The sequence below is a fragment of the Microcoleus sp. K4-B3 genome, from assembly GCF_036704615.1.
Classification (GTDB): domain Bacteria; phylum Cyanobacteriota; class Cyanobacteriia; order Cyanobacteriales; family Microcoleaceae; genus Microcoleus.
Genome location: NZ_JAUBSF010000086.1, coordinates 1 through 19,694, shown reverse-complemented (window position 1 = coordinate 19,694; position 19,694 = coordinate 1). Strand labels below are relative to the sequence as shown.

General features: G+C 45.5%; 22 protein-coding genes. 8 read left to right on the top strand and 14 right to left on the bottom strand.

Features of this window, described 5'->3' with window-relative positions; translation table 11 throughout:
- Nucleotides 1-118 precede the first annotated feature (118 nt).
- Both QUA78_RS26145 and QUA78_RS26140 read right to left on the bottom strand, forming a co-directional pair.
- Complete coding sequence (locus tag QUA78_RS26145; protein ID WP_006631282.1) at nt 119-337, bottom strand: DUF4327 family protein; 219 nt, start codon at nt 335-337, stop codon at nt 119-121.
- A gap of 468 nt (nt 338-805) precedes the next feature.
- Nucleotides 806-943: a hypothetical protein gene (locus QUA78_RS26140; protein WP_333399106.1), complete on the bottom strand. Its 138-nt coding sequence runs from the start codon at nt 941-943 to the stop codon at nt 806-808.
- Nucleotides 944-975: 32 nt separating this feature from the next.
- Between QUA78_RS26140 and QUA78_RS26135 the strand changes: the two genes are divergently transcribed.
- Nucleotides 976-1,956 (top strand): aspartate carbamoyltransferase catalytic subunit, encoded by a 981-nt coding sequence (locus QUA78_RS26135; RefSeq protein ID WP_333303383.1) that lies wholly within the window; start codon nt 976-978, stop codon nt 1,954-1,956.
- Between the two features lie 138 nt (nt 1,957-2,094).
- Here the strand turns inward: QUA78_RS26135 and QUA78_RS26130 are convergent, their stop codons facing one another.
- Nucleotides 2,095-2,487 (bottom strand): SH3 domain-containing protein, encoded by a 393-nt coding sequence (locus QUA78_RS26130; RefSeq protein WP_333303384.1) that lies wholly within the window; start codon nt 2,485-2,487, stop codon nt 2,095-2,097.
- Between the two features lie 634 nt (nt 2,488-3,121).
- Here QUA78_RS26130 and QUA78_RS26125 point away from each other — a divergent pair.
- The 3 genes from QUA78_RS26125 to QUA78_RS26115 all read left to right on the top strand — a co-directional run bounded on the left by QUA78_RS26125 (nt 3,122) and on the right by QUA78_RS26115 (nt 5,128).
- Nucleotides 3,122-3,613 carry a molybdenum cofactor biosynthesis protein MoaE gene (locus QUA78_RS26125; protein ID WP_333303385.1) on the top strand — a complete coding sequence of 164 codons (492 nt, stop codon included), beginning with the start codon at nt 3,122-3,124 and terminating at the stop codon, nt 3,611-3,613.
- 107 nt (nt 3,614-3,720) lie between these two features.
- Nucleotides 3,721-4,380: a sigma-70 family RNA polymerase sigma factor gene (locus QUA78_RS26120; RefSeq protein WP_333303401.1), complete on the top strand. Its 660-nt coding sequence runs from the start codon at nt 3,721-3,723 to the stop codon at nt 4,378-4,380.
- A gap of 142 nt (nt 4,381-4,522) precedes the next feature.
- Nucleotides 4,523-5,128: a zf-HC2 domain-containing protein gene (locus QUA78_RS26115; RefSeq protein ID WP_333303386.1), complete on the top strand. Its 606-nt coding sequence runs from the start codon at nt 4,523-4,525 to the stop codon at nt 5,126-5,128.
- A 167-nt stretch (nt 5,129-5,295) separates the two neighbouring features.
- Here QUA78_RS26115 and QUA78_RS26110 read toward each other — a convergent pair whose 3' ends face one another.
- The 4 genes from QUA78_RS26110 to QUA78_RS26095 all read right to left on the bottom strand — a co-directional run bounded on the left by QUA78_RS26110 (nt 5,296) and on the right by QUA78_RS26095 (nt 8,621).
- Nucleotides 5,296-5,430: an NACHT C-terminal helical domain 2-containing protein gene (locus QUA78_RS26110; protein WP_333303387.1), complete on the bottom strand. Its 135-nt coding sequence runs from the start codon at nt 5,428-5,430 to the stop codon at nt 5,296-5,298.
- Nucleotides 5,427-5,729: a type II toxin-antitoxin system RelE/ParE family toxin gene (locus tag QUA78_RS26105; RefSeq protein WP_333303388.1), complete on the bottom strand. Its 303-nt coding sequence runs from the start codon at nt 5,727-5,729 to the stop codon at nt 5,427-5,429. The genes QUA78_RS26110 and QUA78_RS26105 overlap by 4 nt, the downstream gene beginning before the upstream one ends.
- Nucleotides 5,726-6,007 carry a type II toxin-antitoxin system ParD family antitoxin gene (locus tag QUA78_RS26100; RefSeq protein ID WP_333303389.1) on the bottom strand — a complete coding sequence of 94 codons (282 nt, stop codon included), beginning with the start codon at nt 6,005-6,007 and terminating at the stop codon, nt 5,726-5,728. Before QUA78_RS26100 ends, QUA78_RS26105 begins: the two co-directional genes overlap by 4 nt.
- Before the next feature lie 88 nt (nt 6,008-6,095).
- On the bottom strand, nt 6,096-8,621 hold the full coding sequence (locus QUA78_RS26095) for an NACHT domain-containing NTPase (RefSeq protein ID WP_333303390.1): 2,526 nt from the start codon (nt 8,619-8,621) through the stop codon (nt 6,096-6,098).
- 197 nt (nt 8,622-8,818) lie between these two features.
- Between QUA78_RS26095 and QUA78_RS26090 the strand changes: the two genes are divergently transcribed.
- Both QUA78_RS26090 and QUA78_RS26085 read left to right on the top strand, forming a co-directional pair.
- Nucleotides 8,819-9,412 (top strand): ATP-binding protein, encoded by a 594-nt coding sequence (locus QUA78_RS26090; RefSeq protein WP_333303391.1) that lies wholly within the window; start codon nt 8,819-8,821, stop codon nt 9,410-9,412.
- 54 nt (nt 9,413-9,466) lie between these two features.
- A complete protein-coding gene (locus tag QUA78_RS26085) occupies nt 9,467-10,186 on the top strand; it encodes a response regulator transcription factor (RefSeq protein WP_333303392.1) in 720 nt (239 codons plus the stop codon).
- A 20-nt stretch (nt 10,187-10,206) separates the two neighbouring features.
- On the opposite strand, the gene QUA78_RS26080 is transcribed toward QUA78_RS26085, so the two are convergent.
- Nucleotides 10,207-10,611 carry a gamma-glutamylcyclotransferase gene (locus QUA78_RS26080; protein WP_333303393.1) on the bottom strand — a complete coding sequence of 135 codons (405 nt, stop codon included), beginning with the start codon at nt 10,609-10,611 and terminating at the stop codon, nt 10,207-10,209.
- A 120-nt stretch (nt 10,612-10,731) separates the two neighbouring features.
- Here QUA78_RS26080 and QUA78_RS26075 point away from each other — a divergent pair, with 120 nt between their 5' ends.
- Complete coding sequence (locus QUA78_RS26075) at nt 10,732-11,331, top strand: glyoxalase-like domain protein (RefSeq protein ID WP_333303394.1); 600 nt, start codon at nt 10,732-10,734, stop codon at nt 11,329-11,331.
- A 401-nt stretch (nt 11,332-11,732) separates the two neighbouring features.
- Nucleotides 11,733-12,329 carry a phytanoyl-CoA dioxygenase family protein gene (locus QUA78_RS26070; protein WP_333303396.1) on the top strand — a complete coding sequence of 199 codons (597 nt, stop codon included), beginning with the start codon at nt 11,733-11,735 and terminating at the stop codon, nt 12,327-12,329.
- 110 nt (nt 12,330-12,439) lie between these two features.
- Here QUA78_RS26070 and QUA78_RS26065 read toward each other — a convergent pair whose 3' ends face one another.
- The 6 genes from QUA78_RS26065 to QUA78_RS26040 form a co-directional block, all read right to left on the bottom strand.
- Entirely contained in the window at nt 12,440-13,711 is a 1,272-nt protein-coding gene (locus tag QUA78_RS26065) for a bifunctional sterol desaturase/short chain dehydrogenase (RefSeq protein WP_333303397.1), read from the bottom strand.
- A 73-nt stretch (nt 13,712-13,784) separates the two neighbouring features.
- The gene (locus tag QUA78_RS26060) at nt 13,785-14,408 is read right to left on the bottom strand and encodes a restriction endonuclease subunit R (RefSeq protein ID WP_333303398.1); all 624 of its coding nucleotides are present in this window, start codon (nt 14,406-14,408) and stop codon (nt 13,785-13,787) included.
- Between the two features lie 123 nt (nt 14,409-14,531).
- Complete coding sequence (locus tag QUA78_RS26055) at nt 14,532-15,428, bottom strand: polysaccharide deacetylase family protein (RefSeq protein WP_333303399.1); 897 nt, start codon at nt 15,426-15,428, stop codon at nt 14,532-14,534.
- A gap of 261 nt (nt 15,429-15,689) precedes the next feature.
- On the bottom strand, nt 15,690-17,333 hold the full coding sequence (locus QUA78_RS26050) for a family 10 glycosylhydrolase (RefSeq protein ID WP_333303400.1): 1,644 nt from the start codon (nt 17,331-17,333) through the stop codon (nt 15,690-15,692).
- Nucleotides 17,334-17,808: 475 nt separating this feature from the next.
- Nucleotides 17,809-18,207, bottom strand: a complete 399-nt coding sequence (psb27, locus tag QUA78_RS26045) for a photosystem II protein Psb27 (RefSeq protein ID WP_242717360.1) — start codon at nt 18,205-18,207, stop codon at nt 17,809-17,811.
- Between the two features lie 146 nt (nt 18,208-18,353).
- Nucleotides 18,354-19,586, bottom strand: a complete 1,233-nt coding sequence (locus QUA78_RS26040) for an AAA family ATPase (RefSeq protein ID WP_333399105.1) — start codon at nt 19,584-19,586, stop codon at nt 18,354-18,356.
- Nucleotides 19,587-19,694 lie beyond the last annotated feature (108 nt).

Sequence of the window (19,694 nt, the reverse complement as noted above, 5' to 3'; positions counted from 1 at the left end):
GTCAGAAGCCATTAGGAAGAGGGAAGAGGGAAGAAGCTAGCAACGGAAATTTATGAAAGAAAATTTACCCAATCGCCTCGGAATTTCTCTCCGACACCCCAGTCCTCCGTCTCCTCTGTTATTCCTCGTCCCAAGCTTCTACAGCTATCAACTCGCTCACGGGGTCTTGCATAGAAAAATCAAACTCTAGCAATTGCTGTTTCCAGTACGGCCATTCGTCGCCGTAAAGCAGAGCAATTTTCCAAATGCTGTCTGTCGGCTTGATAATGTCAGACGTGACGAGAGAATGCACCTGACGCTGGAACTTAACCATCGGCTGTATAACCTGCTGGCTCATAATACCTCTTGAATTGTTTAAATCTTGTGTTATTACCACTTCCCAGCTCACACTTTTTACCGCAGTTTCGCCAAGAACAGTCTCGCCAAGATACGTGTAGATTTTTGTCGGGAAGCTACATATTCAACTTGTATCTTAACATAGTTCGTTTTGACAAGGGCCTATAAGCAGGACTGAAGAGTCAAGACCGACTTCAAAGAATTAATCATCTTTAAAATGTCCCGCTATATGCTGTCGATCGGCAGTGGGAGGTTTGCCTCCTCGAATGTTTCCACATAGTGGCAGATGCAAGGGCTGCCGAAGGCTTGTTTTTGACAAGGCTGAGTTTGCGTGCGAGAAACTGCAACTAATGCTTTTTCGCTGCTACAGCCTAATTTCCGCTTTCCTGCGGGTAAACCGCACCTGTTTCACCTTCGACGCTGGGTTCGCTGTGAGAGTGGGTCATAGCTACATAAGCTGATTATAACTCTACTGACCGCAAAAGCGATCGAAAATTGTTGGATACTGTTGATCGCCATCCCTAAATGTCGATCGAACATTCAAAGGCGACAGCAGAGCGGGCGTACAAGCAAGTTCCAAACCCATCGTCCGTCCTGATTGAGTCAATCTAAAATCTAAAATCTAATATCTAAAATTGTATGACTTGGACAAGGCGACACATTCTCACTCTGGCTGATTTTACCTCGGACGAATACGATACGGTGCTGCAAACAGCAGCCAGTTTTCGGGAGGTGCTCGGCCGCCGCACGAAGAAAGTGCCGGCCCTGCAGGGTCAAGTGGTCGCGAATTTGTTTTTTGAACCTTCTACCCGGACGCGCAATAGTTTTGAGTTGGCGGCGAAACGGCTGTCAGCGGATACGCTAAATTTTACCCCGGGAAGTTCTTCTCTGACGAAGGGGGAGACTATTCTGGATACGGCTAAGACTTATCTGGCGATGGGAACGGATTTGATGGTAATCAGGCACGAACAAGCTGGAGTTCCCAGCACGATTGCTTCGGAAATGGATCGCTTGGGTTCGAGAGTCAGCGTTCTGAATGCTGGAGACGGCCAGCACGAACACCCATCGCAAGGTTTGCTAGACTTATTTACTATTTGTTGTCTGTTAGATACCGAACGTCCGCGGCTGGAACTTTTAGCGGGTAAAAAAATTGCTGTGGTGGGGGATATCTTACATTCGCGGGTGGCTAGGTCTAATATATGGAGTTTAACGGCTTCTGGGGCAGAGGTTCATTTGGCCGGGCCGCCGACTTTGCTACCGCTGTTGTTTGCTGAGTGTGGGGAGGGTAGGGAAGGCAAATTATTTTTGCACTGGCAGCTTGAACCTGCTTTGGCTGATGCTGATTTTGTGATGACTTTGCGGCTGCAAAAGGAACGGATGAGCGACCATTTGCTGCCGAGTTTACGAGAGTACCATTCTTTGTACGGGATTACGCGCGATCGGCTCAAACTCTGCAAGCCGGAGGTGAAGGTGTTGCACCCGGGCCCGGTTAACCGCGGCGTGGAAATTAGTTCGGATTTGATGGATGATGCCCAGTTTAGCCTGATTTCTCAGCAAGTTACCAGCGGCGTGGCGGTGCGGATGGCATTACTTTATCTAATCGGCGGCGGTAAAGTTTAGGTTGTTAGCGGTTAGTCATGAATTTCGGATATTCGATTATTTTCAGGTATCGATCGCATATTTAAGATAATCGTTACCCGGGCAGACCGGGTAACGATTAAAACTCTTTCTAGAAATGTAAATTGCTCTAGTTAAGAGTTAGGAGAGCCACGACGCAGATACCCAGCCGCCGCCTGCAAGTTCGGCCCAGCCATGTTTGTAACGACCGGTCAATTTCACATTGTCTCCAGGATATAACTTGCCGATGACATGAGAACAGCCATCGGGGCGGTGGCGGATATTCAGTCGGCCGCCGTTGGTTGCAACTTCGGCGTAGCTGTGATGGCTGCGATTGCCGCAGTGGCGATACCCGCAACTTGCCTGTGCTTCACCGGGGGTACCCAGAACAGATAGAGCTACTGCCATACCTGCAACGCCTACCCATGCAGAATTAGGAATTTTCAAGCCCAGCTCGTCTAAGGACTTGACTTGAAGTTCGGACTCTGGAGATTCATAAGCAACAAAAGAGTGGCTCAATGCTAGTGCTTCCATAGTTTCCTCGTGATTGTTGTTAACATTTGTTGGTGCAGACTCAGGTCGAAACCTCAATTAACAGCCCAAACTATTAACTTATGTTTCAGAAAAGGCACAAGAGGGCGTTACGGTCTTGTTGTGCCCAGTAGTCGCTAATTTTCCTGAATCCTGCACAGGTATATCATGTCATCTAAGTAGCTTTCCGGAACAAAAAAATAAATAAAGTTTACATCTGCTGCTAAAGATTTGCGCGAGGCGGATAAGTAGGAGGGGAGAATTAAACTTAACTGTGTCCTTAAAAAGGGAACGAAGTTATGGATTGGGGTTGGGAATTGCTTGTACTGAGTTGCGAATGACACTACTTATTTTGGTGCTTATTTATTGAATTGCTACAGCAATATCGGCAGTTAATTCGATCGAACAAGCATCCTACTCGTCTTCAAGCAGGGTATTAGTTTGGTTCGGGCGAGTTACATTGTAGCCGATCGCACTGGTGCAAAAGTTCGGGGTGATGGCCTCGGATCCTCCCCCGTGCTACGAGATTTGGCTGGAGATTGGCTTCCCTGTGTCCCTGACAAGGATGCAAGACAAATCCATCGCGACTTGATTTGTGTCAAGATCAATTAACTTATCGAGCACGACTTTTTTGGCAATGAACTCTAGCGCTGCACTTTCGATCGGCACAATTCCTCAATGCCATGAATCAGACAGCTTCGCCATTACCTTAGCGCCTTTGTCTGTAGAGGAAATATACGCTTTGGCAGATGACCCCGCGAACGGAGCCGTGGTAATGATGAGCGGTACAGTCCGCAACCAAACTGACGGTCAAGCTGTAGTTTCACTAGAATATCAAGCCTACGAACCGATGGCAGTGCGGGTATTCCAGCAAATCGCTACTGAAATCCGCCGCCAGTGGGCCGATGTGAATCGGGTTGCCATTCACCACCGCGTCGGACACTTGCAGGTGGGGGAAATCAGCGTACTGGTGGCTGTTGGCTGTCCCCACCGGGGGGAGGCCTTTGCAGCTTGCCAGTACGCGATAGATACGCTCAAACACAATGTACCGATTTGGAAAAAGGAACATTGGGCCGACGGTTCTAGTAGTTGGGTTAGTATTGGAGCGTGTGAAGTTTTTGGGCATTAGTCAATCGATTTTAGATTTTAGATTTTAGAGTTTAGATTGAAGAGGGGAACTTGTTACGATCGGGTAACGTCAAAAAATGTGGAATGTTCGATGAGCCAATTCCACCGATGAGCGACTTTATTTCCGTGTCCTGGTCTGCGGTTGTGGCGACCGTTCAAAGAGTGCAATTGCCAGCCGAAAAACTCTCTAATTATGACTTGGTGTTGCGTTGTCAGGAAGGAAATCGACCTGAGAGCACTGCCTTTTCAGAACTGTTGAAGCGGTATCAGTCCCACGTAGACAGGGTTCTCTATCACTTGGCCCCTGACTGGCAGGACCGAGCAGACTTGGCTCAGGAAGTCTGGATTCGAGTCTACCGCAATATTAACCGCTTGCAAGAGCCTGTTAAATTTCGGGGCTGGCTGAGCCGCATCGCCACTAATTTGTTTTACGATGAGTTGCGGAAGCGCAAACGGGTGCGAACTCCGCTGTCGCTGGACGTACCCCGAACTCTCGAAGATGGCGAGGTTGATTGGGAAATTCCGGCCGACAGTCCGGGGCCTGATGAAGATTTGACGACGAGAGAATTTTACGACCAGTTGCGGGTGGCGATCGCAGATTTGCCGTCGGTATTCCGCACAACAATTGTTTTGAGAGAAATAGAAGGTTTAGCCTATGAGGAAATAGCGGAAATGACCGGAGTTTCTCTGGGAACTGTCAAGTCGAGAATTGCTAGAGCTCGCCAAAGGTTGCAGTTGCAATTGCAAAAATATCTCGATGGTAATTAGCAAGAGTGATTTTTGACGCGGGTGAAGAAGATTTGGTGAATTTTGCTGTGACATCAAAACTTCTCTTTTAAAATATAAATAAGCAGTAAATTATCCTAATAGCGATCGTGTGCTTCGCCAATTTGAGCAAGTGATGTGAAATATGAATTATAACTTTGAATCGGATAAAAATCAGAATCAGCAAGCTCTCGGGGATTCACTCACTGAAACTCAAGCTAACAAGAATTATGCCCAGGGCAATGTAACTACTATGATGCGCGATCGCTTTGAATTGCTGAGTGCCTACCTCGACGGCGAAGTGACGGCGGCAGAACGCCGGCAAGTGGAGGACTGGCTGACAAATGACCCTGTGACGAAGGGTTTGTACACCCGACTTCTGATGATGCAGCGGGGTTTTCAGTCAATGCCGGTGCCAGCTCCGGAACAATCTGCACAGGAGTTGGCGGCGAAGGTTTTGCAGCGGGTGGAACGCAAGCCGAAACGGGCTTGGATTTTGGGCGGAGGTGCGATCGCAGCTTTGTTGATTGCGGTGGTGTCGGGTGTCGGTGGCGGCCGCCAATTGTTTGCTCCCCAGTTTGCTCGATCGCCCGTTCCTGCTGAATCTGACGGTTTGATGGTGGCTTTGAACGAGCCTCTGGTGGAGATTGTTAATCCCAACGATTTGATGCTTGGGGTAAATGCACCGATAATGGATATTCCCAAAGTTGGTGTAACAACCCCTCAAAAGTCATTGCCAAAGGCGCAGTAGGATTTCTGTTTTGAGCATAACTGAAGTTGCTAAGCTCCCTAAAAAAGGGGGCTTTTGCCGTTTTTCCCAGTTTTTCAAGGTGGATATATCCTGGGACGCTTTCCTGGCTTTGAATGCCGAATTGTGGGGCGATCGCATCTTAATATCCGAGTAGGTAGCTAGTTGAATTAGAACACGCGATCGCACTTGCGATCGGTTTTTTGCAGATTTGCGATCGGCAACAGCAATGTCTCCTCAATTTCCTGCCGCACAGCAGGAGATACATTACAACCGCTATTGAGGCAATATACCAGCAATTTCACTCGTCCTCATCAGAAAATAGAGAAGGTAAATCCCGTTCTCCCCTCACGATCCGAACAATTTCAATTAAGTTGTCCAGCGCCCGATAAAGAATTATGTAACCCCTGATAGGAATTCCCCGCACAGAAGGAGCTAGTTCCTCGTAACTGCGCCCTATATTGGGGAACTTAACTAAATTACGACACTTTTTATCAAAGTCTTCAACAAATTGTTCACCTGCTTCTACATTCCTAGTTGTAAAGTAATCGGTAATTTCATTGAGATCGCGACTGGCTTCAGGGGAAATAATGTAGCGGCTCATTGTTGATTTTCCCGCATTTTGCGAAATTTTTCCCGCAATCTAGCTATAACTATCTCCCCATCAATTCCTTCGCCGCGTTCAAGCTGAGCTAGTCCTGCCGATACTTTTGGACGAGTTTCATCGACCCATTCTTGATAAAGATCGCTCTGTTGCCGATCGCTTCTGTCTGCGAGTAGTTCCAACGCCGCAGCAATTACCTCATCCACCGAAGAATATTTGCCACTTTTGACTTGGGCTTCAATAAATTTATTATGGTCAGGTTTTAGAGTAATGTTCATGCGCTTTACTTCTAATAACTTTTAGCCATTATATCATTTCCACTGGCTCTCTCCGTGTAAAGGCGAAGGGGAGGGCGATGGCGAGCAATTAAACTCGATCGCACTTGTTACCGATTTTTTGCAGATTTGCGATCGGCAACAGCAATGTCTCCTCTATTTCCTGCCGCACAGCAGGAGATACATTACAACCGCTATTGAGGCAATCTACCAGCAATTTATTAGCATCATAATACTTCCTCAGCAATGACTTCTGCTGTTCGCTAAATTGCCAATCGTGACCTATATTGCGATACTTAATCATCACATTTATTAATTGCTGAGTCCAATCATGACCTTTAGCTTCCCACCACTCCCGCTCGCTTTTCCACCACTCCTGTATTCTGTTTGTATATGCTGAAGCATATAGTTGGTCTCTGAGTTGTTGCAGAGATTGCTTCAATTCAGGTTCCAGATTTAAATGGAGAGTAAAGGCGAGGATAGAGAGAAGATTGCGACCTGATGCAGCAGCATAAAGATAGGGAATATTAAGGTCAATTGCATAGACCATTGCAACGTCAAGAACAATATCAGTAGCCAAGTCAGAGTCACGTTCATTAGCCAATTCAGAGTCACGTTCATTGTCATAATCAGAAGTAAAGTTCAACAAAAAAAGTCTAAGGGGTGGTTTAAAGGTATGGTCAATGGCATAACCAAGAATACGGATCAAACTTAGGTCAAAATTCAAGTCCGAACGAGGGTTACTAACGCGCTCTACCTCTCGACCCAGATAAAAAGCACGGATAGCTGATGGTTTATAGGGAGCCTTAATAGAAAAAGATTTATTTCTTACCCACATTAGGAACTGCTGCAACTGCTCATCATCAGCGACCAGTCCATCAACTTGCTGTTTCATTGACAGCAACGAGTCATCAGCTTTTTGCAACATCCCAACTGCTAACAACAAGACTTCTCGCCAACGCTTCTCGGTTAGGTGGCTGACCAGTTTTCCCAAAGCTTGTGGAGCAGAATTGTTAACTATTTTTGTAGCAGTAAAATACTCTTGGAATGTTAGATGAGAAAACGAATAAATTCCTCTTGCCCTTTCCACTAATAATCCATGTTGTGCCTCGATCGCCTTCAGGACAACCTCACTATGGATCTCCAACTGAACGCGGTCAGTTGTGCCATCGGGTAAGTTAGCTAGATAGTCGGCAATCACTTGTTGGATTTGATTTTTTTCAAAAAAGTAATCGCCCCGATCAAAAGTAATAGCTGCCACAAAAGCAAGTAAATGTTTCTTGCGGCACAAATTAAAATCTCGATAAACTTCATCCCGTTGAATGCCTCTAGTTTCATCCCATTTTCTGAGCATAATTTCCAGTCCTTCCTCATACAACTTGGCTCGGTTGGATGGGAAATTTGCTTTGGCTTGGAATACTAAACAAGTCAGATTCAACAAGATAGGCGTTACTGCCAGTTCTCGGATTTGCTGATTTTTATTCATTTTTAGCTGCTCTACAAATTGAGACGCTAAAGCTTTCCCTGCCTCCAGATTCTGGGAAAATGCCACAAACCAATTGCGAGCAAAGGCAGCGATTTGCTTGTTATTAAAATCGGCTACCTCAACACAGGTAAAAGCTTCGTCGTGAAATCGGTACTTAGCAGCGGCAATTCGACAGGTAATAATAAACTGATTGTTGTAATACTTTTGGACAAACTGACGAATCTGTCTGACTACTGCATCGCTATCTGATTCTGGCACTTCATCTAAGCCGTCCAGCAAAATCAGCCCTCTGCCTTGACTGAGTACAGATTCAGTTTGCGATCGCGCCTCAACTCCGCAACTGGCAAATTCGTCGCTGATATATTCTAATAAGTCAACATTAGCGATTTCAGCAAATGTTTTCAGAGAGATAAAAATCGGTATTTTGTTTGCTTCAAATTCAGAACGATCGCACTGAATGGCAATGTGTTTCAAAAAGGTAGTTTTACCGGAACCAGGCTTGCCGAGTACCATCAATTTAGAGTGAGATTTCACCGCATCCAATCCTGGTACTCGTTTCTGGCGCACTTTGCCTAAACCCAAGCGGTTAAAGTTATCCGCATCTGGGTTGAAGTCTCTGAGTAAATCGCGAATTTCTCCCGGCTGCCAACTGGTAATTTCCTCCAAAATGTTGACTTCAACGTAGAGGTTGCTGACATCAACGGGCTGTGCAATATCCAACAGTTGCATTTTGCTGTAAAGCTGTTGGATTTTGCTGTGGCATTTTTGCCGTATCTCTTCCACCACCGAATCAATGTCTAAATTCGATGGCTGCGGATTTTCTGGTGGAGGACGATCGACCATTTCTTCCCAATTCAACTGCAAAACCGTGCAGAAAGCCTTGAAAGCATTAGCTTTAATGGGTTCTCTTCCTCCTAAAAAACGCCTCCAAGTTGGCAGGGAGAGGCCATCGGCATAGGGCCCGGCCTCTGTCCAAGTTCGATCGGGCTCTAATGTTTGACTCGCTTCTACTAGCCATCTGGGGTCTTCTATCGTCGATCCCCCTTCTCTTCTAGCTTGCCTAATTTTTACTAATCCCTCCTCAGAGGCTTTGAGGGTGAGCATTATATAATTTACTTCTCTAATTGTCAATGTCTGTTTTCGCTCAGTTTAGCGATCGCAAACTGAGTTTGTCAAGACCCCAGCAACAAAGAGAAAATGATCCTGACAACAACTGCACGGCATACGGGAAAAGTCAGGCATAAATCATGCAAACTTAATCGTTGAGAATGCCACTTTCTTTTTGATGTAAAAAAATGACACATTCAATGATGACAAAGGATAGCAAAATGAGAGATAACATCGATGAAATACCGTCAGGTGGGATAGGCATACAACTTATTAGCAAAATTGCCGATCGGCTTAGCTATACACGCACTTCTGACTATCGAAACTGTCTGTTAATTGTGAAATATTTTCAGCCAGGTCTAATACCACCCCAACCTAGCCCTCAATCTGGTTATTTGAAGCGGGTAATTGACTTTTTAAATGGCTTTATATTTCCGTTGGAAAGGCAACGAAATCGCCAACTTTATCGAAGTGATAACCAGCCAATTAAAACAATTCACCTTCAACTAAATACTGACCTCAAGAGTGTTGCTCAAGTTTTATGGTGGGTCGAGCAGTTTTTTTTAGAGTATCTACCCATTCCCGAAGCAGTTTTGCAGCAGTGCAAACTTGCTACGATCGAAGGGTTTACGAATGCTGTTCGCCACGCTCACAAAAATCTGCCCTTGGAAACTCCCATCGACCTTGAAATAACCGTATTTAACGAACGCCTAGAACTAAAGATTTGGGATATGGGTGAGCCTTTTGACCTCCAAGCCAAGTTGATAGAAGAATTGCCAGTTATTTGGAGCGAGCTGGGATTTATGCTTGACTAAAGCTGTTCTGTAATTGCCAATTTTCAAGTGAGAAGAAAAATATTTTTTTTGGTGATGACTACTGATACTGCTCCCAAGATTCTCGTTGTGGATGATGACCCATCCATCCGCACTCTCGTTCATCGTTTTTTAACTCAGAAATATCAAGTAGATTCGGCAGCAGATGGCGAGGCGGCTTTAGCATTATTTGACGAATTCAAGCCTGTGCTAGTAATTCTCGATTGGAATTTGCCGGATACTACAGGCTATCACCTCTGTCAGGAAATGCAGCGCCGTACTAATGTTTTTGTGGTAATCCTAAGCAGCCGCACAGACGAAGCCGATAAACTTAAAGTCCTCTCCGCCGGTGCTGATGATTATATCTGTAAACCCTTTGGTTTGGCCGAGTTGGCAATACGTATAGAAGTTGTGTTGAGACGCATGAGGTCTGTCACTCCATCGCGTATTGTATTCGATCGATTCGCGATCGATTCAGCGCGTCGGGAAGCAACACTCAACGATCGCATTATCAAGTTAACAGCCTTGGAATTTAATATTTTGTATTTGTTGGCTAGTCATTCCGGTCAATCTTGGAGTCGCCAACAGCTAATCGAAAAAATCTGGGGGTGGAACTGCGACGACACAGGAGAAAAGCAACTTGTTACCGTACATATTGGTCAGATTCGCAAGAAAATGATTAAAGTTGATGCTACTGGATCGCAGTTTATTAAAACTATTCGGGGTTACGGTTACAGGTTCGATCCGCCCGATCGCACGGCAATGGCAATTTCCTAAGCTCATCGGCATTAACCACCTTATTTGGTGAAAAACCTATTTTCCCACCTGCCGTGGGGCAGCCAGATGCCTCCTAGGGTACGGACGCGATCGGGTAACATGAAGTAGGCCCAAGCCGCGCCTAGAGGTTTGAGGTGTCGATCGAAGATTTCGATTTCCTGTCGCTGATATTCGTTTTGTGTCGGTTCCCGCAGCGGATGATAGTCTTCCAGTCGGTCTAAATCGTCCAAAATAGCCGAGTTTGCGAAGCAGAGGAGAAAACCGCAGACTGTGCCATCTCCGGCCATCATCGCAGGATAGCCGATCGGCAGGGCAAAAAGTTGACCGCAGGCGATCGCGGGGCAAGCATCCACAACTTTTCCTTCGCAGTAGCGGAGGTAGTTGCACTCCCCCGGTTTGAGAGTGCCGTAGACAAAGACTTTCATCGGGTAGGGCCTAACCGCTAGTTTTTGCTAACATATATGGCTAAGCTAATAGTTTAAGTCTCGCGGGCGATCGCGACTGCAATCTTGATAAATTTCGTTGTTTACCCTTTCTTATAATTCATGACTCTAGCAGTTAGTTTTATTGCTTTTGGACTTCGGCCTTTGTACTTGAGCTCTTTTTTGCCGTCCCTGCCCCTTGACAGCTTGTTTTCGACTCAAGGGATTATGGTGATGCTGCTGGCAGCCTATGCGGGGGCGATGTGGATGTTTCTCACCAGTGCTCCGAAGGTACACACGGTGATGGTATCGGATCTCGGGCAAGCGAGGGAGTTCTATGAAGGTATGCTAAACTTGCCCGTAGCAGAAGTGCCGCTGCACTACTACTACAATTACGAGCAAACTTTGGGGACAACTGGTATCGATCCGCTGTATTTGTCGCCGAATGTCGGGAGGGCAACGAGCTCTCAGACCATGGGCAGTCCCGAGGGTTTGTGGTATCAGTTGATGAAAAATACCCAACTGCACATTATTAGCGGCGCCGGTGCAGGGGAAAAAAATCGCCAGCGTCACGTTTGTTTCGATCGCGATTGTTTGGATCAGCTATTGATGAGGGTACAAACTCGCGGCATTAGTTATAAAATTCGCCGAGAAAAGCCACTGAATTTTTTGGTCAAGGATTACGACGGTCGGGTCATTGAAATGGCTGAGGTTAGTAATTAAGCTGACAGGCAAAAAATTTTAGATATAGAAATCCGGTTTCTCCCAGAAAGCGGGTTTCTAAAGTTACGAGTTTGCCAGTCATTGTTGCTATGACTTGTTCGTCTCCGTTGCAACTTAACTAAATCTTTAATTTCTACCAAACATTGTTTAAAACCTAGAACTTGATTCAAGAGGTAAAGCAGATGGGACAGACCAAATTAATAGATCAGTTTAATCAAGATGGATATGTTAAGCTCCGGGGGTTTTTTTCAGAAGCCGAGATGAGAACACTGATCGAGGATATTAAACAAGCCGATCCGAAGCACATTGACAATAATCTGAATAAAGGAAGCTTAACTTTTCACAGTCAGCTATTCCAATACAGTGAAAAGATCCAAAACTTCATCTCTCAACCCTGACTTGTGGAACTGCTTGCACAATTCGTCGGTCCAAATTTCTGGGTGCGGTGGGATCAGGCAGTAGCCAAAGGACCAGGAGCAGAAACCTTTCCTTGGCATCAGGACAATGGCTACAGCAACCTTAAGGATAATCACTATCAACTGTGGATTGCACTTACCAGAATGACCCCCGAAAATGGTGGGCTGTGGTTACAACCGGGCAGTCACAAAAAACGGCTGCCGCACAAATTTGAAGGTAACTATGCTGTGTATGATGGAACTCCTGAGAGTCCACTCTTCATTGAAGCAGAAGCGGGGGATCTTGTTTTGTTTTCCTCGCTGACACTTCACAGTACCACACCTAATGTTTCGCAGGAAACCCGCTGGGCTTACGTGATTGAGTACATGTCCCTCAATCACGTCGATCCTTCTCTCAAACCACCCTATTTTGTGGTTGCCCGTAACGGTAAATCCCAGCCAGAGTTTGTTAATCTTCATACAGGTTTCCTGAACCCCTGGAATCATTTGAAATACGTTGGTTATCGCTGGAATCTCAAGCAACTGTGGCCAAGCAGGCTGAAACTACTTCTCAAGAGAGCAGAGTTGGTAGGAAAGAAGTAATACCAATTCTTACTGTACCCTCACTAGGTGAAGCCCGAATGTACTTCGTAAGTCACTGGTACTTCACCTAGAACCCTAGAAGCATTAGGTTGATTTAACCGGATTTGATATCACTTAGTTATTACTTCAACGCCCGAGCGCTCTAATTCTAGATCTGTCAAAGAGACTGCTTTCCGGCTGAAGATTTGGAAGTAGAGAGAAACAAAAAACTCTTTGACTGGAAAAACTATAAAAGTCAAAGGATTAATTGTCACGATGATATTGCGCGCATCGGCTTTAGCTTGTTTGACAATTTGCTGCGCTACCCAATCTGGAGACATAATGCCGATCGGGTTTAAGTTGCTTTTAAACGGCCCTAAAATCAGTTTGCGAACGATGCAGGGCGCGTCCAGCCGGCGCAGGGTGACTAAATCTCCCAGGGCGCGTTTGCTGAGTTCGTAGAGGGGACTGACAGCGGGAATTACTTCTGCTTCGGAAGTGTTGATCCAGACTTCTTTGCAAGCGATGTTTTCGTTAGTGCGGACTGTTAAGAAAAAGAGTTCCATCAGCCGCCACGCGGAAAAAGTGTTAATTTCGTAGGAGTTGGCGATCGCCTCTCCTGTTCTTTCTCCGTGTACATTAATCCCGTGATTGATGACGAGAATATCGATTTTTTCTAAAAATAGGGCTAAGTCTGCCTCTTGGCCAGCTTGCCAAGTTACGGTTTTTACAGGTAAACTTTCGCCGTCTATATTCAACGTAATTTCCTCATTTCCCGAGGTGAGGGCGATCGCTTTTGCACCAGCTTTGTGCAGGTGTTTGAGAAGCAAACGTCCTAAAGTTCCCGATGCACCGGTGACGGCTACAGTTTTGCCTTTGAGAGAAAGTGCTGTACCCATAAGTTTGTCTATTAAGGTGAAAGTACCGCAATAGTAAGCATTTTGATTGTCGAAGTGGTGCCGCCAGTGATAAGGTTTATTAACTAACCACTTGCCAGGGGGAGTAAGGAAGTCTCCCGGTTGGTGGGTGATGTCGGTTAATTCGTCTGCGCCTTTGATGCCGCACCCGCGGGCGATCGCGCTCAACAAAAAGCCTAAAGTATAAATACAACCCGCTGCTGCGCCCCAGTGATATTCCGGCAGCCCAAAATAAGCTACAACCCACAGAAACAACCCCAAAACCATCATCGCCGCAGCTTCGGGTACGTCGTGACGCCAGTGTGCTTGCTTGTAAATAGTCTCGCTGACGGGGGTCAAATTCGGGCGGAAAACGCGGTGATGCCAAGTGTGCAGCTTTTGCAGGGGTGCCCAATAATGGGACACGACGTGATAAAAGTCTCGTATTATTTCTGCCCAGCAGACAGAAGCTATTGCCACAGCGCCGACTATCCAGTAATTTACCATGCTCGCACCAGTTTGAAATTTGAGATATTAGATATTGTCTGCTTTGAAAGATAACTCAAAATGGCTTTTATTGCTAGTCTGGCAGTTGACTCAGGCGTTTTAAAATCTGCAAAACCCGGTACAATTCATTGCCGGGATTGGAAATAACAAATTCAGCCGATCGGGCATACTGGGGAGTTTCCCCTCTAACTAACTTGACAAAATTGAAGTTAGCACCTGTGGCAATCATCCCAAAAGTAGGACTTTCTGGGTTGGGATCTGCCAGCATATATGTCAGGAGTTGGGCGAGTGCTTCGTCAGTTGAAAACGAAAGTTGTTTGGATTCAATTACTGTCACCCACAAGTTTGCTTTCATAATTAGGATATCTATTCTGCCTTCGATGATTCTGCCTTCGTCTTCCTCTTGAATAGCGATCGACTTTTCGGCTTTGACTTGAAAAGGAGACTCATACAGACCGGCAATAAACAAAATGGGGCTGATGATTGTTAGCTTGACTGCATTTTCCAGTACAGGCGGGGTGTCTACCAAGTTGAAGTATATGTCTTGGACGCGATCGAGCAATTGTTTTTCTGAGTCTGTTACTTCGGGTAAGTTTTCTTGCCATTCTCGGAAAAATTCGCTGTTGCGAACTCGCTGTAAACCGAAGTTATCGATTAGATAGCGGAGGTTGATATCTCTTGCTTGTAGTTTTTGCATTATGATTGATAAAGGGTTTTATGGTTATTAATAAGTTTAGCATAATTGGGATTTTTAACCGCCGATGAACGCAAATGAACGCAGATGAAATTCCTAGTAAGTTAATTTTGGTGAGATGTCTGTTCATGGGGATTTTTGATTTGCAATTCGCTGTTTTTGTCCAGCTTGTATTTGCAGCAATTGCGGTACGGTGACAAAACGATATCCCTGCTGTTTGAGTTTGGGAATAATTGCAGATAGCGCCTCGACTGTTTGCTGGCGATTTCCGCCGCCGTCGTGCAACAACACGATCGCCCCCGTTGAAGCTTGGGATAGCACGCTACGGGCGATCGCAGCCGCCGGAGGTTGCAGAAAGTCTTTAGGGTCGATCGACCACATCACCACTACATAATTTTTCTTTTTAGCGTAATCTGCCAAACCGTTATTTAAGCGCCCGCCGGGAGGGCGAAACAACAAACTTTTTGCCCCAGTCGAGCGATAAATATGAACGCCAGTATTATCTATTTCATCCGATGCTGTTTTTTCGGTAACATTGTGAGAATAGTGATGCCAAGTATGATTGCCGATCGCATTTCCCGTTTGCACAACTCTTTTCGCAATTTCTGGATACTCCCGCAAATTTGCACCCAAGCAGAAAAATGTAGCTACTGCGTTATGTTTGTGCAAAACTTCTAATATTTTCAAAGTTTCAGGCGAAGGGCCATCGTCAAATGTCAGGGCGATAACTTTTGAGTTGTTAATACTGGCTTTATAAACAATTTGGCTGCGAAATTGCGCGGGCGGTGCGAAGACTAAAGGTGGTTGGGGAGCTTTGGGAGAGGGAGTTGCGGGGGGAGAAGGGGGTGTTTTTAGTTTTCGGGGTTTCAGCAGGTTTGGCGGGGGATTTTCAACGGGTGCGATAGGTATTAGCGGATTTGAATTGGCGGTTTTTCTGTTTTCCCACAACAGGGAAATTGTGAGGCTCCATCCGATAAGTATAACAGTTTTAATAACCCATTTATTATTGACTTGGGGACTCATCAGGTATAGGATTTATTTTGAACAATCTCATTATGCCTGATTGTTCTGCTAACTTGAAAATTTGGTGAATTAATTTTTTTTGCAAAAGGTCGATCGCACTAAAGCAAGACTGACGCAAAAACCGGGTTTTTTTAGGCAAATCAATGGTGTTTCGCCGCCGATTCCGATCAAACCCGGTTTATTGACAAAAAATGTAGGCTTTAAGGCTCTTTCCGCGACCATAAAACAAGGTAATGATACCCTGTGCGTCCAGAAATTAATCTACAACCGGCAAGTTTGCCGCGCCCTTTCATCCTCCGGTTCTTGCCACCCAAAAGCAAAATGACTTACCGCATTAATTTGCGGCGTCGCCGAGCGAATTGCCTGCATTTGAATCTCCAAAGACGGCCGATTTCTGAGAGGTTTTCCCCAATCTCCAGCAATGGCAGGAATGATTTTTGCTCCCGCAGGCGCTAAACTTACTGTCCGCTGCACCTGTGGCACAATGCAGCTTACATCCCCGCAATTTCCGTAAGACATGGCGTGGAATTCTATAGCAGCCGGAAATGTGTCCCAAGGCTGCAATCTCGAATCATATCCCCCTTGATTTATGGCTTGATTTGCAGTCGGAAAAAACACGGCTCCTACAGGAATTCCCATCCTTTGAGCTGGTTGAATTGCTATACCCAAAAAATCTAAAATCCCTTGGACTGCGTGAGCAACGCTCAGTTTCCACAGGTCTTTTTGCAGAGTGCCGGTATCAGGAAGCGGCGGTGTCGGTTTTGATGTTGGAGTTGTAGGGTTTTGCTTGTTAGTGGCGGGATTTGTTGAGGCCGATCTTGATGAGGCATTCTGCCTTCTAGAAGCTGGAGTTGTTACTGACATCGCCTGCGGAATTCGGCCCTGCCAAAGAGGTTCTCGCTCAGTTGGATATTGTTTGACTACTGCTTGAACGTCATTAGTATTGATAAATCCTTTAGTCAAATATCGCTGAATTAAATCTCGCCCTTGCTGATTGCTAGCCCGCTGCAAAAGAACTTGCTGCGATGCTGGGCCGTAAATCCACAAGTCTTGAACTTTGGTAGCAACTGAAGCGGGTCCGATGCCCCTTAGATAGCGAATGTAGTCGAATAACATTCCTTGCGGCTTGCGCTTGACTATTTGATTTACTAACAAAGTATAGTCTTGCCGTGCTTGTGGGTTGTACGGATCGATAAAGGCTTGATTGCCCGGAACTTCTCCGAAGTCCTCGTTAATTGCTGCGTATTCGCTTACTGTTAAACTTGTCTGATTTTTACCGTTGATAGCGAGGGTTTGCTGTCTGTCGGAACGCTGAGCATAGCTATAGCCAAAGTTCATGGTAAACAACCAAGCGTAAACTTTTAAACCTCGTTGTTTACCTTTGGCGATCGCCTTTTCTAACAAATCGTATTTCTCGTAACCGCGATTTCTGACAACAGAAGGCCAAGCCGTTGGATTGTCGGCTGCGGGGAGAAGCACTTGACCATCGTAAAACACTTCGACATAGACTTGGTTGTAGCCTTTATTCACAACTTTGTCTAATACTCGATCGAGTTCTCCGGGTCTGACATCGCAGGGATACAAACGCAGCCAAACTGCTTGGGTTTCGGGCCAAGTTTTTTGGCGGCATTCTGCTATTTCCCGTGCGTGTTTGTTCAAAACAGCAAAATATGCTTGCTGAGATTCCTGTTTTCCTGACAGGGCGGCGCGGCGCAAGTCTTCTTTTTGATTTACCTGTTCTTTGGATAATTGGCAATAGGCTGATGTTTCGCCAAAAGCTGGTTGAGTTTCGATAAACGGCCAAACAAGCTGGCTGATGAAGCTACTGGTTAAAACAGCAGTTACCGCACTTAAAAAGCGTCGCTGGTGTTGAAAATTCGCGATGCGAGTTGGTGCAATTTTCATGGGAGAATTGAATGGGGTTTTCTGGTTTAAATTGGGTGGCGATCGCAAAAATGCGATCGCGCTCAACAAGCAGCTACAAATTTTCTACTTTTTTCGGTTGACTTAGTTATGGCACAAGTCGATCGCACAATGCAAATTCTATCTGGCGGCTATTTAAATTCAATAAGGGCGATCGGGCAAGATAAGACTCGGTGATTAAACCGCTGCTATGCTATACAAACTTTCCTCTGCCTAAGTGTTGGCGCGCAGGCACGCGCCTTCGCGGACTCAAAAATAAAGCTGGTAAAAAGCCCGGATTTGATATCATAATCCAGTTCAATTTTTCAGTATTTTTTCCCTAAATGCTGCATAAAAAAGCGCCTGGATACAGTGGGCGCTAAAAGCAGTTGATATTTCTACTAAAAATTGTTAACACTCAAATATCAAGGATGAAAGATGAATTATTAAAATTTATCCTTGATCCTAAATTTTGAGATTAAGCTCCTCTGTTAAGAGCAGCTTCAATCTGCTGAAATTCTGACTCAAGACGCTTTTTCAATTTTTCAGGAACGGGACGGTTTGGATAGGAACTGTAATGTCCTGCCAAAGAGTTTAATGCCGTCCGCATTGTCGTGAAAGAGGCCAGCTTGGTAAGAGCGGGATCGCGGCGATAGGCAGCAAAAAAATCGTTGATACTTGTGCGAGCCTCCGCTTGAGCGGCTGCTTTTTCCGGCGTGCCCTCTGGCAAAGTGAGCGCTGTTCTCAAGCTCTTCACTAATGCTAATGTGTCTTGGCCATAATCTCCACTCAGAGTGGCCGGAACATTGGTACAGCCCGCTACGCCGATGACAACAACTAATACCAGGGCTAACAGACGGGAAATGTAATGCTTCATAAGGTTTAGAAAAATGGAAGCGAAAGCGGCAATCAAAATTAACCTTTATCCTATCTCGAATAGAGCTAATAATGCCAAATTTTCAATTTTTTTCATCCTTACCATGAAACATAAAATTTGTCAATCTAAAATCTAAAATCTAAAATCTAAAATCGATTGATTTGTCCAGCAACGACGGAGAGAATTTGGGTTTGTCGCAGCCACTGAGCATCAAAAGCGCCTAGGTGAGTTGTAGTAATCAGAGTTTGAAATCGTTCTTGAATTGTTTCTAAAAGTTGATTTTGGCGGCTCAGATCGAGTTCTGCAAGTACGTCGTCGAGCAACAGTAAAGGCGCTTCGCCGACGACTTCTTCAATAAGCTGCAATTCGGCTAATTTTAATGCTAATACCAGAGTTCGCTGCTGACCTTGGGAGGCGTATTGACGAGCTGGGGTATTGTTAATGGTAAATGTAATGTCGTCGCGATGGGGGCCGACTAAAGTGGTTCCTTGAAACTGTTCTGCGATCGCCCTTTTTTGAATTTTCTCTAAAAATGCTTGTCGCACTCCTTCGAGATTATCTTTAGCGATTAATTCCGCCCCTACTTCAATATTAGCATCGTATTTTACATCTAAAACTTCTGCTGAACCGCTAATTGAACGGTGCCAATTTCGAGCTAAAGGCATCAATCGCTCCAAAATTCGATCGCGCCTGCGGATGACGCGAGCGCCCGCTGTCGCCAACTGCGCGTCCCACAAAGCTAATTCCGAACTGGGAATTGGCAATTGGGAATTGGGGATGGGTAAGTCTTCTGTATTTTCCGGTTCGGGACTTTCGGGTGCAATAAATCGCATCTTGTCAAAACTGTCGGAAAATTCTGCTTTCCTGATTTCTTTAGAACGTTTCAACAGAGCGTTTCGCTGGCGCAAAATTTGGTTGTACTGCTGCAAAATGTGAGCGTAAATCGGTTCTAATTGGATGACGAGGCGATCGATCCAATTGCGCCTTCCTTCGGGCCCGCCGCGCACTAAGTCCAAATCCAAACAAGAAAATTGCACTACATTTAAGACGCTCAAAAAGTCTAAATGGCGACGCAGCGGTTCACCGTTGATCTTCAGTGTTCGACGCGCCCCAGAGCGAAGAGTTAAAGCTAAGTCGATTGCTCCGGTTTGACGTTCGAGTGTAGCATCAATTTGCCCGATCGGCTTTGAGTCGAGTATTAAATCGCGATCGCGCCCTACCCTGTGGCTTTTTAATGTAGAAAGTAACTCTACCGCTTCTAACAAGTTAGATTTTCCTTGAGCGTTGTTTCCTACTAAAATGGTTTTGGGAGCGTCAAAGGCTACCTTTTGATCCAAGTAGTTCCGAAACTGCCGTAGGTGCAGCGTTTTCAAATACATAATATTAGTAATTGGTAATTGGTAATTGGTAATTACTGTAGTTTAGACTAAATAAAGATGAGAACGGTGGCTTTCAGAAGAACTAGAGCCACCGCGCCGGGAGAGAAT

Bases quoted from the DNA above. Each gene is read 5' to 3' on its own strand.
- QUA78_RS26145 (WP_006631282.1), bottom strand. From the start codon at position 337: ATGAGCCAGCAGGTTATACAGCCGATGGTTAAGTTCCAGCGTCAGGTG.
- QUA78_RS26135 (WP_333303383.1), top strand. From the start codon at position 976: ATGACTTGGACAAGGCGACACATTCTCACTCTGGCTGATTTTACCTCG.
- QUA78_RS26130 (WP_333303384.1), bottom strand. From the start codon at position 2,487: ATGGAAGCACTAGCATTGAGCCACTCTTTTGTTGCTTATGAATCTCCA.
- QUA78_RS26125 (WP_333303385.1), top strand. From the start codon at position 3,122: ATGAACTCTAGCGCTGCACTTTCGATCGGCACAATTCCTCAATGCCAT.
- QUA78_RS26120 (WP_333303401.1), top strand. From the start codon at position 3,721: ATGAGCGACTTTATTTCCGTGTCCTGGTCTGCGGTTGTGGCGACCGTT.
- QUA78_RS26115 (WP_333303386.1), top strand. From the start codon at position 4,523: ATGAATTATAACTTTGAATCGGATAAAAATCAGAATCAGCAAGCTCTC.
- QUA78_RS26105 (WP_333303388.1), bottom strand. From the start codon at position 5,729: ATGAGCCGCTACATTATTTCCCCTGAAGCCAGTCGCGATCTCAATGAA.
- QUA78_RS26100 (WP_333303389.1), bottom strand. From the start codon at position 6,007: ATGAACATTACTCTAAAACCTGACCATAATAAATTTATTGAAGCCCAA.
- QUA78_RS26090 (WP_333303391.1), top strand. From the start codon at position 8,819: ATGAGAGATAACATCGATGAAATACCGTCAGGTGGGATAGGCATACAA.
- QUA78_RS26085 (WP_333303392.1), top strand. From the start codon at position 9,467: ATGACTACTGATACTGCTCCCAAGATTCTCGTTGTGGATGATGACCCA.
- QUA78_RS26080 (WP_333303393.1), bottom strand. From the start codon at position 10,611: ATGAAAGTCTTTGTCTACGGCACTCTCAAACCGGGGGAGTGCAACTAC.
- QUA78_RS26075 (WP_333303394.1), top strand. From the start codon at position 10,732: ATGACTCTAGCAGTTAGTTTTATTGCTTTTGGACTTCGGCCTTTGTAC.
- QUA78_RS26065 (WP_333303397.1), bottom strand. From the start codon at position 13,711: ATGGTAAATTACTGGATAGTCGGCGCTGTGGCAATAGCTTCTGTCTGC.
- QUA78_RS26060 (WP_333303398.1), bottom strand. From the start codon at position 14,408: ATGCAAAAACTACAAGCAAGAGATATCAACCTCCGCTATCTAATCGAT.
- QUA78_RS26055 (WP_333303399.1), bottom strand. From the start codon at position 15,428: ATGAGTCCCCAAGTCAATAATAAATGGGTTATTAAAACTGTTATACTT.
- QUA78_RS26050 (WP_333303400.1), bottom strand. From the start codon at position 17,333: ATGAAAATTGCACCAACTCGCATCGCGAATTTTCAACACCAGCGACGC.
- psb27 (WP_242717360.1), bottom strand. From the start codon at position 18,207: ATGAAGCATTACATTTCCCGTCTGTTAGCCCTGGTATTAGTTGTTGTC.
- QUA78_RS26040 (WP_333399105.1), bottom strand. From the start codon at position 19,586: ATGTATTTGAAAACGCTGCACCTACGGCAGTTTCGGAACTACTTGGAT.